At 69.1% G+C, this 14,747-nt stretch carries 15 protein-coding genes and 1 riboswitch; of the genes, 13 read left to right on the top strand and 2 right to left on the bottom strand.

Annotated elements, in window-relative coordinates:
• Nucleotides 1-72: 72 nt before the first annotated feature.
• Nucleotides 73-681 (top strand): cob(I)yrinic acid a,c-diamide adenosyltransferase, encoded by a 609-nt coding sequence (cobO, locus tag WG901_RS00205; RefSeq protein WP_339585015.1) that lies wholly within the window; start codon nt 73-75, stop codon nt 679-681.
• Here the strand turns inward: cobO and WG901_RS00200 are convergent.
• The gene (locus WG901_RS00200) at nt 678-1,535 is read right to left on the bottom strand and encodes an ABC transporter substrate-binding protein (RefSeq protein ID WP_417601977.1); all 858 of its coding nucleotides are present in this window, start codon (nt 1,533-1,535) and stop codon (nt 678-680) included. The two genes, cobO and WG901_RS00200, sit on opposite strands and share 4 nt — an antisense overlap.
• A 68-nt stretch (nt 1,536-1,603) precedes the next feature.
• Nucleotides 1,604-1,796: riboswitch (cobalamin riboswitch) on the top strand.
• An 83-nt stretch (nt 1,797-1,879) separates the two neighbouring features.
• On the opposite strand from WG901_RS00200, the gene WG901_RS00195 reads away from it, so the two are divergent.
• The 9 genes from WG901_RS00195 to cobU are packed head-to-tail and all read left to right on the top strand — an operon-like array spanning nt 1,880 to nt 10,408.
• Entirely contained in the window at nt 1,880-3,847 is a 1,968-nt protein-coding gene (locus tag WG901_RS00195) for a TonB-dependent receptor plug domain-containing protein (RefSeq protein ID WP_417601974.1), read from the top strand.
• Nucleotides 3,847-4,254, top strand: coding sequence for a DUF1636 domain-containing protein (locus tag WG901_RS00190; protein ID WP_339585013.1), 408 nt, complete (start codon nt 3,847-3,849; stop codon nt 4,252-4,254). The genes WG901_RS00195 and WG901_RS00190 overlap by 1 nt, the downstream gene beginning before the upstream one ends.
• Entirely contained in the window at nt 4,251-5,264 is a 1,014-nt protein-coding gene (gene cobT / locus WG901_RS00185; protein WP_339585012.1) for a nicotinate-nucleotide--dimethylbenzimidazole phosphoribosyltransferase, read from the top strand. Before WG901_RS00190 ends, cobT begins: the two co-directional genes overlap by 4 nt.
• A complete protein-coding gene (locus WG901_RS00180) occupies nt 5,261-5,833 on the top strand; it encodes a histidine phosphatase family protein (protein ID WP_339585011.1) in 573 nt (190 codons plus the stop codon). The genes cobT and WG901_RS00180 overlap by 4 nt, the downstream gene beginning before the upstream one ends.
• The gene (locus WG901_RS00175) at nt 5,830-6,561 is read left to right on the top strand and encodes an adenosylcobinamide-GDP ribazoletransferase (RefSeq protein ID WP_339585010.1); all 732 of its coding nucleotides are present in this window, start codon (nt 5,830-5,832) and stop codon (nt 6,559-6,561) included. The genes WG901_RS00180 and WG901_RS00175 overlap by 4 nt, the downstream gene beginning before the upstream one ends.
• The gene (locus WG901_RS00170; RefSeq protein ID WP_339585009.1) at nt 6,558-7,511 is read left to right on the top strand and encodes an aminotransferase class I/II-fold pyridoxal phosphate-dependent enzyme; all 954 of its coding nucleotides are present in this window, start codon (nt 6,558-6,560) and stop codon (nt 7,509-7,511) included. The genes WG901_RS00175 and WG901_RS00170 overlap by 4 nt, the downstream gene beginning before the upstream one ends.
• Nucleotides 7,504-8,442 carry an adenosylcobinamide-phosphate synthase CbiB gene (gene cbiB, locus WG901_RS00165; RefSeq protein WP_339585008.1) on the top strand — a complete coding sequence of 313 codons (939 nt, stop codon included), beginning with the start codon at nt 7,504-7,506 and terminating at the stop codon, nt 8,440-8,442. The genes WG901_RS00170 and cbiB overlap by 8 nt, the downstream gene beginning before the upstream one ends.
• Nucleotides 8,430-9,899: a cobyric acid synthase gene (locus WG901_RS00160; protein ID WP_339585007.1), complete on the top strand. Its 1,470-nt coding sequence runs from the start codon at nt 8,430-8,432 to the stop codon at nt 9,897-9,899. The genes cbiB and WG901_RS00160 overlap by 13 nt, the downstream gene beginning before the upstream one ends.
• Nucleotides 9,896-10,408, top strand: coding sequence for a bifunctional adenosylcobinamide kinase/adenosylcobinamide-phosphate guanylyltransferase (cobU, locus tag WG901_RS00155; protein ID WP_339585006.1), 513 nt, complete (start codon nt 9,896-9,898; stop codon nt 10,406-10,408). The genes WG901_RS00160 and cobU overlap by 4 nt, the downstream gene beginning before the upstream one ends.
• Before the next feature lies 1 nt (nt 10,409).
• Here cobU and WG901_RS00150 read toward each other — a convergent pair whose 3' ends face one another.
• Complete coding sequence (locus WG901_RS00150; protein WP_339585005.1) at nt 10,410-11,072, bottom strand: hypothetical protein; 663 nt, start codon at nt 11,070-11,072, stop codon at nt 10,410-10,412.
• Between the two features lie 128 nt (nt 11,073-11,200).
• Here WG901_RS00150 and WG901_RS00145 point away from each other — a divergent pair, with 128 nt between their 5' ends.
• The 3 genes from WG901_RS00145 to WG901_RS00135 are packed head-to-tail and all read left to right on the top strand — an operon-like array spanning nt 11,201 to nt 14,746.
• Nucleotides 11,201-11,836 (top strand): response regulator transcription factor, encoded by a 636-nt coding sequence (locus tag WG901_RS00145; RefSeq protein ID WP_339585004.1) that lies wholly within the window; start codon nt 11,201-11,203, stop codon nt 11,834-11,836.
• On the top strand, nt 11,833-14,337 hold the full coding sequence (locus WG901_RS00140; protein WP_339585003.1) for a CHASE3 domain-containing protein: 2,505 nt from the start codon (nt 11,833-11,835) through the stop codon (nt 14,335-14,337). The genes WG901_RS00145 and WG901_RS00140 overlap by 4 nt, the downstream gene beginning before the upstream one ends.
• On the top strand, nt 14,327-14,746 hold the full coding sequence (locus WG901_RS00135) for a response regulator (RefSeq protein ID WP_339585002.1): 420 nt from the start codon (nt 14,327-14,329) through the stop codon (nt 14,744-14,746). The genes WG901_RS00140 and WG901_RS00135 overlap by 11 nt, the downstream gene beginning before the upstream one ends.
• Nucleotide 14,747: the final 1 nt, after the last annotated feature.

The raw sequence follows: 14,747 nt of genomic DNA, 5'->3' as shown, positions 1-14,747 counted from the left end.
ACCACGCCCGGCCTTTTCCGTTTGCGGCCTCGGTCGCTTCGGCTATCCGCCGCGCCCGAAGGAGCCCATCCCATGGCCGAACGCACCGAAGAACAGCACGCCGAGAAGATGAAGAAGCGCCAGGCCGCGCACGAGAAGATCGGCGCGACCAAGACCGTCGATAAGGGCCTGCTGATCGTCAACACCGGCAAGGGCAAGGGCAAGACCACGGCGGCGCTCGGCATGGTCGTGCGCGCGATCGGCCACGGCAAGAAGGTCGGCGTCGTGCAGTTCGTCAAAGGTGCGATGACCACGGGCGAGAAGGCCGTGTTCGACGCCTTCCCGAACCAGGTCGAGTTCAAGCCGATGGGCGAAGGCTTCACCTGGGACACCCAGGACCGCGCGCGCGACATCGCCGTGGCGCGCGAGGCCTGGGACGAGGTCAAGCGCATGATCGCCGATCCGAGCTACGACATGGTCCTGGCCGACGAGCTCAACATCGTCCTGCGCTACGACTACCTGCCTTTGGATGAGGTGCTCGAAGCGGTCACCGCGCGCGCGCCGATGAAGCACGTCATCGTCACGGGCCGCAATGCGCCCGAGGGCCTCGTCGAGATCGCCGATCTCGTCACCGAAATGACCTTGGTCAAGCACCCGTTCCGCGAGCAGAACGTGCGCGCGCAGGCGGGGATCGAGTTCTAGCGCCTGCCGCGGTCGTGCCGGGCGATCTGCTCGGCAATCCCCCGCACCGCGCGGACGTAAGCCGGGCTGCCGCAGACGGTCCAGGCCTGGGGGATCGAGATTCGCGGAATACCGGCGAGCGCCGGGTGGTGAAGCATCTCGGTGCCCTGATCGCGGACAACATCGGTCGCGCTTTCGACGATCAGGAAGTCGGGCCGCGCGGCGACCATCTCCTCGAGGCTGACCTGCGACAGCGCCGGCTTGCCCAGCTTCGTCGCGAGATTGACCAGCCCCGCGCGCGCCATGACCTCGTCGATCAGGGTACCCGTGCCCGTCATGAAACCGCGCCGCTGGTAATAGGCGGCAACGCGGCCACGGCCGAGCCGGGGAATGCCGGCGAGTTCGCGGTCCATCTGCGCGATGAGCACCTCGCCGCGATCGGAATGGCCGACCACCGCCGCCGTGCTGCGGATCGAGGACAGGATCTGGTCGTACTGCTCGGCGGGCTTGAGATCGACCATGCGGTAGTTCTGGTCCTCGAGTACCTTGATCGCGGCGCTGCGCCGCGCGGGCATGCCGACGATCAGATCGGGATCGAGCGCGACGATCTCCTCGGCCGACTTGCTGAGCAGCCGCAAGCCCCGCGCCCGCACCGCTTCGGCCGACATCTCGCGGTCGGTGGCGTTGCGCGTCAGCCCGGCGATCTGGCTGCGATCGGCCAGCCGCAGCACGAGCTGATCGGCGCAGAGATTGAGCGAGACGATGCGCTGCGGCGGCCGGGCCAGTGCCGGGCGAACCTTCCCCGTCGCGAGCACGCCACCCGCCATGGCGGCGAGGGCGATCGGCAGGATCAGGGTGCGGAGGACCAGACGCATCCGGCGGGACATAGCCGAGCCCGCGCCGGCGGCAAGCGCCGTCATTGACGCAATGCAGCGATGTGCCTAACGCCGCCCCTGCGACAGGTTCACCCGCAAGGGTGATGAAAAGGGAACGGGGTTCGAGACCCCGGCTGCCCCTGCAACTGTGAGCGGCGAGCCATCGCGCCATAGGCCATTGCGATCCTCGGATCGCGAGAAGGCGGCGCGAACCGGCAGTGACCCGCAAGCCAGGAGACCTGCCCGTCGCGGTCGTCCTTCGCGCGGACAGGGTGTGCCGAGCGGACGGGGGTGAACCCGAGCGACGACAAGTCCAGCCACGCATGCGTGGGGGAGATTTGGTCGTGCGCGTACTGAAATATCTCGTTTCCGTTGCCTTTCTGGCACTGCCGCTCGCGGCCCAGGCCGACGAACTGCAGGAAGCCCCCGCCCCCGACGCGGCCGCCCCGGTCCCGTCCTCTTCCGACACGATTCTCGTCACCGCGACGCGGCTCGCGATCCCGGTCGATCAGGTTCCCGCCTCGCTGACCGTGCTCGACAAGCCGGCGATCGACCGTGCCCAGGACATCGGCGTCACCGAACTGCTGCTGCGCACGCCGGGCATCAGCATTTCACGCAACGGCGGCTACGGCACCACGACCGCGCTGCGCATCCGCGGCGCGGAGAGCGAGCAGACCGTCGTCGTGATCGACGGGGTCAAGCTCAACGATCCCTCGGCCAGCAGTGGCGGTTACAACTTCGCAAACCTGCTCGCCGGCGACGCCTCGCGGATCGAGGTCCTGCGCGGGCCGCAATCGATCCTCTGGGGCAGCCAGGCGATCGGTGGCGTGGTCAACGTCGTGACGGCCCTGCCCGCAAAGACGCTCGAAGGCAGCTTCGACGTCGAGGCCGGCTCGCACGAGACCGTCAGCGCGCGCGCCGCGATCGGCGGCAAGACCGGCCCGCTGGCCTGGCGCCTCGGCGGCCAGGCCTTCACCACCGACGGCATTAGCGCGCTCGCCCCGGCCTTCGGCGGCAAGGAGGCGGACGGCTATATCAACCGCAACGTCAGCGGCCGCGCCGTGATCGAACTCGCACCGGGGATCTCGGCCGACCTGCGCGGCTATTACGCCTCGTCGCAGACCGAGATCGACGCATCCACCGCCGACAGCCTCGAATATTCGCTGAACCGCGAATTCGTAGGGTATGCCGGGATCAACCTGGACCTGCTCGACGGCCGCTTCCGCAACCGCATCGGCTATACCTATACCGACACCGACCGCGACAACTTCAACCCCACCCGCGCGCGTGCGCAGACCTTCGACGCCGCCGGCCACAACCGCCGCTTGGAGTACCAGGGCGCTTTCGCGATCGCCGAGGGCTGGACCTTGCTCGCCGGCGCCGAGAACGAGCGCTCGCGCTTCCGTTCGGCCTCGCCGCCCGCCGCCCTGGCCACGCCGGTTCCCGCCCCCGTGCGCGGCGGCGCCGACATCACCAGCTTCTACGGCCAACTCAGCGCCCAGCCGATAGGGGGCCTCACCCTGAACGCCGGCCTGCGCCACGACGATCACGATCGCTTCGGCGGCAAGTGGCTCTTCGCCGCGGGCGGCGTGCTGAACTTGCCTACCGGCACGGTTCTGCGCGCGAGCTACGGCGAGGGTTTCAAGGCGCCGACGCTCTACCAGCTGTTCTCCGAATACGGTGTCGCGAGCCTCGCGCCCGAGCGGGCAAAGGGCTGGGAGGCCGGCGCCGAACAGCACCTGTTCGACGACAAGCTGGTCTTCGGCGCGACCTGGTTTCAGCGCAAGACGCGCGATCAGATCATCTTCAACTCCTGCGCCGCCACATCGACCGACGCGCTCTGCTTCGTCCCCGGCAACGCTACGACGCGCCGCCAGGGCTACTATGCCAACGTCTCGCGCGCCGAGGCGCACGGGATCGAGGCGGCCGCCGCGCTGAAGCTCGGCAGCTTCCAACTCGACGGCAATTACAGCTGGACCGTCGCCGAGGATCGCTCGCCGGGCGCCAACTTCGGCAAGTGGCTGCCGCGCCGCCCGCGCGACACGGCCAACGGCTCGGTTTCCTACGCATGGCCCTTCGGGCTGACCACGGGCGCCGCGATCCGCTGGTCGGGCAAGACCTTCGACAATGCGGCCAACACCACGGTGCTCGACGCCTATACGCTGGTCGACCTGCGCGCCGAATATGCGCTGTCGCCCAGTCTGCGCCTGATCGGCCGGGTCGAGAACCTGTTCGACGAGACTTATTCGACCGCGATCCGCTACAACGCTCTCGGCCGCGTTTTCTATGCCGGCCTGCGGGGACGCTTCTGATGCTGACACCCGTCACACCCGGCCCCGCCGTCGTCGCCTGCAACACCTGCAAGCTCTCCGCGGACCAACGCGAGGACAGCGAAGGCCGCCGCGGCGGCGCGCTGCTCGTCGCCGCACTGCAGGCGGTCAAGGCCTCGGACGCGCGCTATGCCGATATCGCAGTGCAGGAAATGCCCTGCCTCTTCGCCTGCACCGAATTCTGCACGATCCACCTGCGCGCACCGGGCAAGATCTCCTACGTACTCGGCCGTTTCGCACCGGACGAGGATGCCGCGCGTGCGATCCTCGACTATGCCGTCCGCTATGCCACCAGCGAACACGGCCGCGTGCCGTTCCGCGATTGGCCACAGGGTGTGAAAGGCCATTTCATTACGCGCGCGCCGCCCGAGGGATTCGTCGCCGAATGAGCTTTTCCTCGATCACCGATTTCGAAAGCGCGCTCGCCGACCTGTCCGGGCCGGACCCGGCGGCGATTGCGGCGGCCGCGGCGCGGCAGGCGCAGCTCACCAAGCCCGCGGGCTCGCTGGCGCGGCTCGAGGATATCGCGGTGTTCTTCGCCGGCTGGCAGGGCCGCGAGAAGCCGCGGCTCGATCGCGGCCGCGTCGCGATCTTCGCGGGCAACCACGGCGTCGCCGCGCGCGGGGTCAGCGCCTTTCCTTCCGACGTCACCGCGCTGATGGTAGCCAACTTCGCCGCCGGCGGCGCCGCGATCAACGCGCTCGCCGAGGCTGCCGGGCTCGAACTGACGGTCGTGCCGATCGCGCTCGACCGGCCGACCGAGGACTTCACCCGCGCGCCGGCAATGAGCGAGGCCGAGTGCCTCGAAGCCCTGTCGATCGGCGCTTCGGTGGTAACGCCCGATCTCGATCTGCTGGCCGTAGGCGAGATGGGCATCGGCAATTCGACCGCCGCCGCCGCCCTCTGCGCGCGCAGCTTCGGAGGCCGTGCGCGGACCTGGGTCGGCCCGGGTACCGGGCTCGACATGGCCGGGATGGAGCGCAAGATCGCAGCCGTCGAAAGCGCGCTCGCCTTCCACGCGAACGCACCGAGCAGCGCCTTCGAGACGCTGCGGCGGCTCGGCGGGCGCGAGATCGTCGCAATCGCCGGCGCCGTGCTTGCCGCACGCCGGCTGCGCGTGCCGGTCATGCTCGACGGCTTCATCAGCGGTTCGGCCCTTGCGCCGCTGGCCGCGGTCAATCCGGCGATCACCGACCATTGCCTGGCCGGGCACTGTTCGGCCGAGCCCGGCCATGCGCGGCTGCTCGAGCGCTTCGGTTTGGAACCCCTGCTCCGGCTCGAAATGCGGCTCGGCGAAGGCAGCGGCGCAGCCGTGGCGGCGCAGATCGTCCGCTCGGCGCTGGCCGCGCACGACCTCATGGCCACTTTCGCCGAAGCCGGGATCGCCGGCGCGGCATGAGCGAGGGCTTCCTCCTCCACCTGCTGCGCCACGGCGCACCGGAAACGCCCGGGCTGTTCCTCGGCCATACCGACGCCGCCCCTACCCCGGGCGGCATCGCCGTCTGCGTGGCGCGTGCGCAGGACCTGGCGCTGGAAGCGATCGTCAGCTCGGACCTCTCCCGTGCTTCGAAAGCCGCCGCGGCCATCGCCGAGCCGCGCGGCCTGACGGCGCGGCAAGATCCGCGCTGGCGCGAGCTCGACTTCGGCGCATGGGACGGACTGGCCGCCCAGGAGATCGACCGCCAGGCGCTCGGGCGCTTCTGGGACGATCCCGATGCCCACGCCCCACCCGCGGGCGAAAGCTGGTCGACGCTGCTCGATCGCGTCCGCGTCGCGCTGACCGCGCTCGAACCGAGGTCCACGCTGGTTGTCACCCACGGGGGCGCGATGCGCGCGGCGCTGAGTCTGCTCTGCGGTCTCGACCACCGTCTCGGCTGGGCCTTCGACCTGCCCTATGCGGCGCTGCTCTCGATCCGCGTCTGGCCCGGCACACAACCTGCGGGTCAGATCGTCGGGCTGCGCACGTGAAGGGACTTGTGATCGCGCTGCAGTTCCTCACCCGGCTGCCGCTACCGCGCGTGACCGTGAGCAATGCCGAATTCGCCGCCTCGATGCGCTGGTTTCCGGCCGCGGGGCTAACGGTCGGCGCGATCGTCTGCTTAGGCGCCGTGCTCGGTGCGCGCATCGACCCCTGGCTGGGCGCGCTGGTCGGGCTCGTGCTATGGGTAGCGGTCACCGGCGCGCTGCATCTCGACGGCCTCGGCGACGTGGCCGACGCTTCGGGCGCTGCGCACAAGCTTGCCCAGGGAAATCCCGAACGCCTGCGCGCGGTCCTGGCCGATCCGCACGTCGGCAGCTTCGCCGTCGTGGCGATCGGCCTGCAACTCGTCGCCAAGCTCGTGCTGATCCGCACCCTGCTCGTCACCGCACCGCCAATCGCGCTGCTGCTCGTGCCTTTCGCCGCGCGGATCGGCCCGCTCGCCTGGACACGCTGGCTGCCGCCGCTGCACGAAGGGCTCGGCGCCCGCTTCCGCGACGCGGTGCGGCCGCTCGATCTGGCGCTGTGGAGCGCCGCCCTGCTCACGGCGAGCTGGTTCGTACCCGGACTGCTCGCGGCCCTCCTGTTCGTCCCGCTCTGGGCCGTCTGGCTGCGCGCACGGTTTGGCGGAATCTCGGGCGATGGCCACGGCGCAGGGATCGAGATCGTTGAATCGGGCCTGCTGCTGGCCGCGATCGTCGGGGCCAGACTGATATGACGCGCTGGACCTGGCACGGCGGTGGCATCGCGGCGGCGCGCACGCATTTCGGCGACGGCGATGCGCCCTGGCTCGATCTCTCGACGGGGATCAACCCCAATCCCTGGCCCGTGCCCGCAGACCTCGCGATCGACTGGCAGGCCCTGCCCGACGAATCCGGCCTCGCCGCGCTCGAACGCGCCGCCGCCGACCATTTCGGCGCCGACCCGCAGCACGTCTGCGCGCTGCCCGGCACCGAAATCGGTCTGCGTCTGGCCGGCGACGTGCTGCCCGCCCCTGCCGCCTACTTCGCACCGTCCTACCGCACCCACGGCGACATGTTCGGCGGCGCGCGACCGGCCACCTTGGCCGAGGCCGGCGACGACACGCTGATCGTCGCCAATCCGAACAACCCGGATGGCACGACCCACGCGCGCGAAAGCCTCCTGGTCCATCGCGGCTGGCTGGTGATCGACGAGGCCTTCGCCGACCACGCACCCGAGCTGAGCCTAGCCGGCGCGGTGTCGGATGAGCGCCGGCTGGTGATCTTCCGCTCGTTCGGCAAGTTCTTCGGCCTCGCCGGACTGCGGCTGGGCTTCGTCATCGGACCGCGCGCGGTGATCGCAAAGTTCCGCGCGAGGCTCGGCGCCTGGCCGGTCTCGGCCGCGAGCATCGCGATCGGTATCGCGGCCTATCGCGACGCGGCCTGGATTGCTTCCAGCCGCGCCGACCTGCGCCGCCGGGCGGCGGCGCTCGACGCGGTGCTTGCGCGTCACGGCCTCGCCGCGCGTGGCTGCTGCCCCTTGTTCCGCCTGGTCGAGACCGACCAAGCCGAGGCGCTGTTCGAACGCCTGGCCCGGCGCGCGATCCTGACGCGGCCGTTCGACTACGATCCGCGCTGGCTGCGGCTGGGCCTGCCCGGCAGCGAGGCCGACCTCGCAAGGCTCGACACGGCGCTGACGCTTGGCTGAACCCGTAGCCCTCGTCGCGCTCGCCCTCGACGCGGCGATCGGCTGGCCAGGCGCGCTCTATCGCCGGATCGGCCACCCCGTGGGCCTGTTCGCGCGGATCATCGCCCGCTGCGAGAGCAAATGGAACCGCCCTGAGAGCCCCGAGCGTCGCCGCCTGCTCGCGGGCATCCTCACCGTCCTGCTGCTGATCGCCATCGCCGGCGGTGGCGGTTGGCTGATCCAATGCGCGCTGCTTGCCACGCTCGGCCCGTTCGGCTGGATCGGCGTCGCGCTGGCCGCCTTCCCCGCGCTCGCGCAGCGCAGCCTGTTCGATCACGTCCGCCCGGTCGCGCAGGCGCTTGCCGCCGGCGACCTGCCCGCCGCGCGCCGGGCGGTCGGCATGATCGTCGGCCGCGACACGACCGCACTCGACGAAGCCGGCATCGCGCGCGCGGCGATCGAGAGCCTGGCCGAGAGCTTTTGCGACGGGGTGGCCGCGCCGCTGTTCTGGCTGCTCGTCGCCGGCTTGCCCGGGGTCTGGGCCTACAAGGCGATCAACACCGCCGACAGTCTGATCGGCCACCGCGAGGAACGCTGGCGCCTGTTCGGCTGGGCCGCGGCGCGGACCGACGACCTGCTGAACCTTCTGCCAGCGCGGATCGGTGGCGCGGTGATCTGCCTGGCCGGCGTCGGTGGCTGGCGGACCATGTGGCGCGACGCCAGACTGCACGCCTCGCCCAATGCCGGCTGGACCGAAGCGGCGATGGCCGGCGTACTGGGGCTTCGCCTGGCGGGGCCGATCGCCTATGACGGCGTGATGCACGACAAGTCCTGGATCGGAGACGGCTCGTCGCAGGCCGGCGCGCGCGACATCCGCCGCGCACTGGCGGTCTATGTCCGCGCCTGCCTGCTGCTCTGGGTTATGTCAGGAGGCGTCGCATGGGCGCTGTGATGCTCCAGGGCACGGGCTCGGACGTCGGCAAGTCGGTGCTCGTCGCCGGTCTGTGCCGCGCATTAGCCAACCGCGGGCTGACCGTGCGGCCGTTCAAGCCGCAGAACATGTCGAACAACGCGGCGGTCACGGTCGACGGCGGCGAGATCGGCCGCGCCCAGGCGCTCCAGGCCCTGGCCTGCCGGGTCGAGCCGCATACCGACATGAACCCCGTCCTGCTCAAGCCGCAGGCCGATCGCACCTCGCAGCTCGTGGTCCACGGCAAGGTCCGCGGCACGCTCGGCTCGGGCAACTTCCGCGAGGCGCGTGGCGCCCTGCTGACCGAAGTGATGGAGAGCTACCGACGATTGCGAGCGGAGTGCGATGTGGTCGTGGTCGAAGGCGCCGGCTCGCCCGCCGAGATCAACTTGCGCGCGGGCGACATCGCCAACATGGGCTTCGCGCGCGCGGCGCGGGTGCCCGTGGTGCTCGTCGGCGACATCGACCGCGGCGGGGTGATCGCCGCGGTCGTCGGCACGCGCACGGTGATCGATCCGGCCGACGCGGCGATGATCCGCGGCTTCGTGATCAACAAGTTCCGCGGCGATCCCGCGCTGTTCGAGGACGGCTACCGCCAGATCGAGGCGCTGTCGGGCTGGCGCGGCTTCGGCCTGGTGCCCTGGCTGCGCGCGACCGTGCGGCTACCCAGCGAGGACGCGGTGATCCTCGAAAAACGCGCCGATCGCGGCCAGGGCCGCGTGGTCGTGGCCTGCCCGATCCTGCCACGGATCTCGAACTTCGACGATCTCGATCCGCTCAAGCTCGAACCCTGCGTCGAGCTGGTCATGGTTCCTCCGGGCCAGCCGATCCCTGCCGAAGCCGCGCTGGTCGTCCTCGCCGGCTCGAAGGCCACGGTCGCCGACATGGCCGCGCTGCGCGCCGAAGGCTGGGACGTCGACATCCTCGCGCATCGGCGGCGCGGCGGTCTCGTGCTCGGGCTATGCGGCGGCTATCAGATGCTGGGCCGGCGGATTGACGATCCCGACGGCCTGGAAGGTCCGCCGGGCGCGATCGACGGGCTAGGCCTGCTCGATCTCGACACGCGGCTCGCCGGCAGCAAAGCGCTGCGCCAGGTCGCGGGACAGGCGCTCGATGCGGGCTTTACCGGCTACGAGATGCACATGGGCGAAACGACGGGCGCGGACCGGGCGCGTCCCTTCGCCCACTTCGACGACGGCCGCGACGACGGCGCGATCAGTGCCGACGGCCGCGTGCTCGGCACTTACGTCCACGGCCTGCTCGCCAGCGCCGATCTGCGCCGTACGCTGCTCGGCCGGATCGGCGTCGAGGGGGCGGGCGTCGACTATGATGCCGATGTCGATGCCGCGCTCGATGATATCGCCGCCGAACTCGAACGGCATCTCGACGTGCCCGCGCTGATCACCCTCGCACGGCAAGCCGGAGAGCCTTGGTCATGACCGCTCATCGCCTGCTCGTGCTCGGCGGCGCGCGTTCGGGCAAGAGCCGCCTGGCTCAGAGCCGCGCCGAAGAACACGGCGGGCGCCTGACCTACGTCGCCACGGCCGAGGCCTGGGACGAAGAGATGAGCGAGCGCATCGCGCTGCATCGCGCCGATCGCGGCCCGAACTGGGCGACGCTCGAAGCACCGCTCGACCTCGCTGCCGCCATCGCCGCACGATCGGCGTCGGATGAGACGCTGCTGGTCGATTGCCTGACGCTCTGGGCGACCAACGTCATGCTGGCCGAGCGAGAGCTCGACGCGGAGCTCGCGGCGCTGACCGAGGCCGTGAGCGGCTTCCAGGGAACTTTGATCCTCGTCGCCAACGAGGTCGGCCTCGGCATCGTGCCCGACAATGCCCTCGCCCGCCGGTTTCGCGATTTCGCGGGGCGGATCAACCAGGCAGTGGCCGCGGCCGCCGACGAGGTGGTCTTCGTCGCCGCCGGCCTGCCGCTGCGGCTCAAGTAACCTAGGCCGACGGGCCCAGCGCGGCATCGATATCGGCCATGGCGCGCTGCGAGACCGCGATCGCGGCGGCCAGCGCGCCGTCCTCGTGACGGTCGGCCCGGCTCCAGGCCTGGCTCACGTCTGCGAAGCCGCAAATTCCCGCAAGCCCCGCCAGGCGATGCGCCGCAATCGCGCTACCGTCGGTCAACGCGCGTTCCACCGCCTCACCGAGGTTCGATCGCAGCCGCCGCAGCATCGCATCGGCATTGTCGAGCCCGAGCAGCCGCAGGAGCTTGTAGCGGAAATGCCAAGGCTCGCCGCGCGAGGCGTGATCTTCGACCGGGCCAACCCATTGCCGCAGCAGAGCGAGAAAGGCCGCGCGATCGAGCGGCAGGTCGAGCTGGCCGCCCGAACCCACGGCTCCGCGATCCGCGCCGCCAACCGTCAGAATCGGCGTGCCATTGATCGGCGCGGGCTTTTCGCGGATTCCCGCCATCAGGCCCGGCGCATCGGGAAAGCGCTGGTCGACGAGCACCGCCGCGGGCGATTCCGCCAATGCCCGGGACGCGTTGGCGCTGTCCCGAACGGGCCGGCAGCTCCAGCCCAGCGGCTCCACGAAACCGCAGACCGCCGCGGCTAGGGCCGCGTCTTCCGTGACGATCAAGAGGATCGATCTTGCCGACATATGTCGCTCACCTCGTCGATGACACCGAAATGGAGCTTTGCCTCCCTCGACAGCGGGGGAGTGCACGAACATATTGACCGCTGGATCCCAGATAAACACTGTTTAAATGCAATGGGGATTGGCAGCTGATGCGACGCAGGGTCTTGATCGCTGACGATCACCCCATGGTAAGAGATGCGGTTCGGATGGCGATCATGTCGCAGCTTCCGCATCTCGTCGTCGAAGAGGCGACGGAAATAGAGTCGGCCGAACGCATCGCCCAGACGCGCCAGGACATCGCCCTGCTGCTGCTCGACTATCAGCTTCCCGACGCCGAAGGCTTCTCGGGCTTCTTTCGCCTCCAGCACGTACTCGGCAACGTGCCTATCGCGATCATCTCGGCCTTCGACGAGCCGAAAATCATCAACGCGGCCAAGGCCGTGGGGGCAGCGGGCTTCATTTCCAAGAGCCAGCCACTCGATCAGATCGCAATGGCGATCGGCACCCTCGTCACCGGTGGTGTGGTTTTCCCTGCCGCACCCGCGATCCCGGATGCGCTGCGAGATATGGGCGCGCGAATGGAGACGCTGTCCTCGGCCCAGAAGCGCGTGCTCGCGGCTCTGGTTCGCGGCGATCTCAACAAACAGATCGCCGCCGATCTCGAACTGACCGAAGCGACGATCAAGGCGCATCTGACCGCGATCTTCCGCAAGCTCGGGGTCAGCAATCGGCTGCAGGCGATTCTCTCGGTCAAGCCACTGCTCGATCCCGAGGGTGAGCCGTGATCGGCGAAGACGACCAGACAAGCGGGCCGCGAAGCTTCGAACTGCGCGCCGGCCTGGCAGTGCTTCTGCTTATTCCGCTGCTGCTCGCGGCGCTCGCGTTCTGGTTCAGCACCGAATACCGCCGGCTCGGCAGCACCGAGGACGAGGCGCGCCAGGCCCATGCCCGCCAGCTTCTGATCAGCGAGCTGTTCTCCTCGATCAAGGATGCCGAGACCGGCCAGCGGGGCTTCGTCATCACCGGCAACGAAACCTTCCTCGAACCCTATCGCGAGGGACGGCGCGATGTGCAGGAACAGCTCCAGGCCTTGTGGTCCTTACCGACGACCGACAAGGAACGCCGCCACCTCGAGCGGTTCAAACAGATCAGCGACGCCAAGTTCGGCGAAATGGAGCGAGTGATCGGGCTGCGTCGCAGCGGCGGCCTCGGCCCGGCCGCCGCCTCGGTGAGCGAAGGCTACGGCAAGGCGCTCATGGACGAGCTTCGCAGCGAGGCGACCAAAGCGCGGGCGGCCGAAGCGCAGCGACTGGCCCAGACGCTGGCGCGCCAGAACGAGCGGACGCGCGCGACCGAGCAGATCAGCTGGTTCATCGTCGCCATGGTTGCGCTGACCTTCATCGGCATCGGCGTCCTCTATTGGCGCAGCGAGCATCGTCGAGCGGGCTTCGAGCGCGCCGCGCGCGAAGCCGCGGCGCGTCGTCGTGCGATCTTCGACAGCACCCTCGACGCGATCATCCTGATCAATCCCAGCGGCAGCATCGAGACGATCAACCGCTCGGCCTCGCAACTGTTCGGCTATGCCGAGGACGAGCTCATCCGCCGCGACATTTCTCTGATCGTCGATCTTGCCCCCGGCGAAGGCCTATTCCTCGATCGTATCGGTCTGACCGACAAGGGCCTGATCGAACCGTTTCGCCACAACCTCACGGCGCGAGGCGCCAACGGAACGACGATACCGGTCGAGGCTGCGCTTGGGATCATGCCCCTGCCTGACGGCGTCCACATCGTCGCCGCGCTGCGGGACATTTCCGAGCGCGAGAAGGTCGAGCAGATCAAGGACCAGTTCCTCTCGACCGTCAGCCACGAATTGCGCACGCCGCTAACCTCGATCGTCGGTTCGCTCGGCCTGTTGCGCGGCAGTCTCGGGCAGGAATTTCCCGCGGCCATGCTGCGGCTGGTGGTAATCGCCGAGAACAACGCCAACCGCCTCATCCGCCTGGTGAACGACCTTCTCGACATCGAGAAGCTGGAGGCGGGCGAAATGTCGTTCGATTTCCAGCCTATCGACTTGCGCGACGTCGGTGCGCGTGCGCTCGACGCCGTGCGCGGCATGGCAGAGAACCAGCAGGTCGAACTGATATCGGATTTCGCGAAAGAGCCGGTAATGATCCGCGGCGATGCCGAGCGGCTGATCCAGGTGTTCAACAATCTGCTCGCCAATGCCATCCGCTTCACCCCCGCCGAACGCACGGTCTCGCTGCAGATCATCCGACGCAACGGCCATGCGGAGGCGAGCGTCATCGACAGCGGTCCCGGCATCGATGCCGAACTGCGCAATCGCCTGTTCACCCGCTTCGCCCAGTCGATCCAGAGCCCGGCGGGCCAGGCGCGCGGAACCGGGCTGGGCCTCGCCATATCGCGCGAGATCGTCCGCAATCACGGTGGCGGCATCTGGTACACCCCGGCGCCGAGCGGCGGCAGCGTGTTCAGCTTCAACCTGCCTTTGTGGAACACGGTGACGGGCCAGCCCGAAAACGGCGCGGCGCCGCGCGTTCTGATCTGCGCACACGAAAGCGAGGCGCGCGGCATCGCCGACGCGCTCGAGAACCGCTCGATCCGCGCCGACGTCGTCGACACCACCGAGGCGCTCATGACCGCCTTCTCGCGGCAGCACTATGTCGCACTCCTGCTCGACTACCACTACCTGGGCGACAATCCGCGGCTGCTCCACGAGATCCACAGCGATCCGACGCTGCGCAACCTGCCCGTCATCGCCATTGCCGGCGGCGACGAGCCCGGCGCCCAGCTGGCTTCGCTCGACGTCATCGACTGGATCCCGCGCCCGCTCGACGCCGCCCGTCTCAACACGGCGATGGCGAGCGTCATCGCACGTGCGCGCCATTCCATGCCGCTGATCCTCCACGTCGACGACGATACCGATACGCTGGAGATCACCGCGGCGGCGCTCGAAGGTCGTGCGCGAACGGCACGAGCGACCGACCTCGCCTCTGCCCGCGAGATGATCGCCCGCGATCGGCCCGACGTCGTCATCGTCGACCTGGGCCTACCCGACGGCTGCGGCGAACAACTGCTGGCCGAGCTCGGCGGTGAAGCCCCGATTCCGGTGATCATCTATTCGGCGCAGGAACGGAACGGCGCCTTCGCGAACGAGGTGGCGGCCGTGCTCACCAAGTCGCGCCGATCGCTGTTCACGCTGGTCGAGACAATCAACGAAATTCTGGATCGGCAGAAGCAGGCAGCGGAGATCAGCGATGGGCGCTAGGCGCTTGGGCGACCGGTTGAAGGTGATCTACGTCGATGACGAGCCCGACATCCGGATCATCGTCGAGATGGCGCTCGCGCTCGATCCGAGCCTCGACGTCCGCATCGCGCCTTCGGGGCGAGAGGCGCTCGACATCATCGCCAAGGGCTTCGTGCCCGATATCGCACTGCTCGACCTGATGATGCCCGAAATGTCGGGCAAGGACGTGCTCGCACGCCTGCGCGACATGCCGCAATTCGCCAGGCTGCCCGTGCTGTTCATCACCGCCAACGCCCGCCAGGCCGACGTCGACCGTTATATCAACGAAGGCGCCGACGGCGTGATCACGAAGCCGTTCGATCCGCTCTCGCTCGCGCGCAACGTGCGCGAGCACTACGAACGCATCAGCGCCTTGCGCGAAAGCGAATAGC

It is taken from the genome of Novosphingobium anseongense (assembly GCF_037482895.1).
Classification (GTDB): Bacteria; Pseudomonadota; Alphaproteobacteria; order Sphingomonadales; family Sphingomonadaceae; genus Novosphingobium; species Novosphingobium anseongense.
Note: the sequence above shows the minus strand (reverse complement) of the source record. Positions and strands in the feature narration are given on the sequence as shown.

What these genes read in the sequence shown, in the direction of transcription:
- cobO (WP_339585015.1), top strand. Translation starts at nt 73, where the DNA reads ATGGCCGAACGCACCGAAGAACAGCACGCCGAGAAGATGAAGAAGCGC.
- WG901_RS00200 (WP_417601977.1), bottom strand. Translation starts at nt 1,535, where the DNA reads ATGCGTCTGGTCCTCCGCACCCTGATCCTGCCGATCGCCCTCGCCGCC.
- WG901_RS00190 (WP_339585013.1), top strand. Translation starts at nt 3,847, where the DNA reads ATGCTGACACCCGTCACACCCGGCCCCGCCGTCGTCGCCTGCAACACC.
- cobT (WP_339585012.1), top strand. Translation starts at nt 4,251, where the DNA reads ATGAGCTTTTCCTCGATCACCGATTTCGAAAGCGCGCTCGCCGACCTG.
- WG901_RS00180 (WP_339585011.1), top strand. Translation starts at nt 5,261, where the DNA reads ATGAGCGAGGGCTTCCTCCTCCACCTGCTGCGCCACGGCGCACCGGAA.
- WG901_RS00170 (WP_339585009.1), top strand. Translation starts at nt 6,558, where the DNA reads ATGACGCGCTGGACCTGGCACGGCGGTGGCATCGCGGCGGCGCGCACG.
- WG901_RS00160 (WP_339585007.1), top strand. Translation starts at nt 8,430, where the DNA reads ATGGGCGCTGTGATGCTCCAGGGCACGGGCTCGGACGTCGGCAAGTCG.
- cobU (WP_339585006.1), top strand. Translation starts at nt 9,896, where the DNA reads ATGACCGCTCATCGCCTGCTCGTGCTCGGCGGCGCGCGTTCGGGCAAG.
- WG901_RS00150 (WP_339585005.1), bottom strand. Translation starts at nt 11,072, where the DNA reads ATGTCGGCAAGATCGATCCTCTTGATCGTCACGGAAGACGCGGCCCTA.
- WG901_RS00145 (WP_339585004.1), top strand. Translation starts at nt 11,201, where the DNA reads ATGCGACGCAGGGTCTTGATCGCTGACGATCACCCCATGGTAAGAGAT.
- WG901_RS00135 (WP_339585002.1), top strand. Translation starts at nt 14,327, where the DNA reads ATGGGCGCTAGGCGCTTGGGCGACCGGTTGAAGGTGATCTACGTCGAT.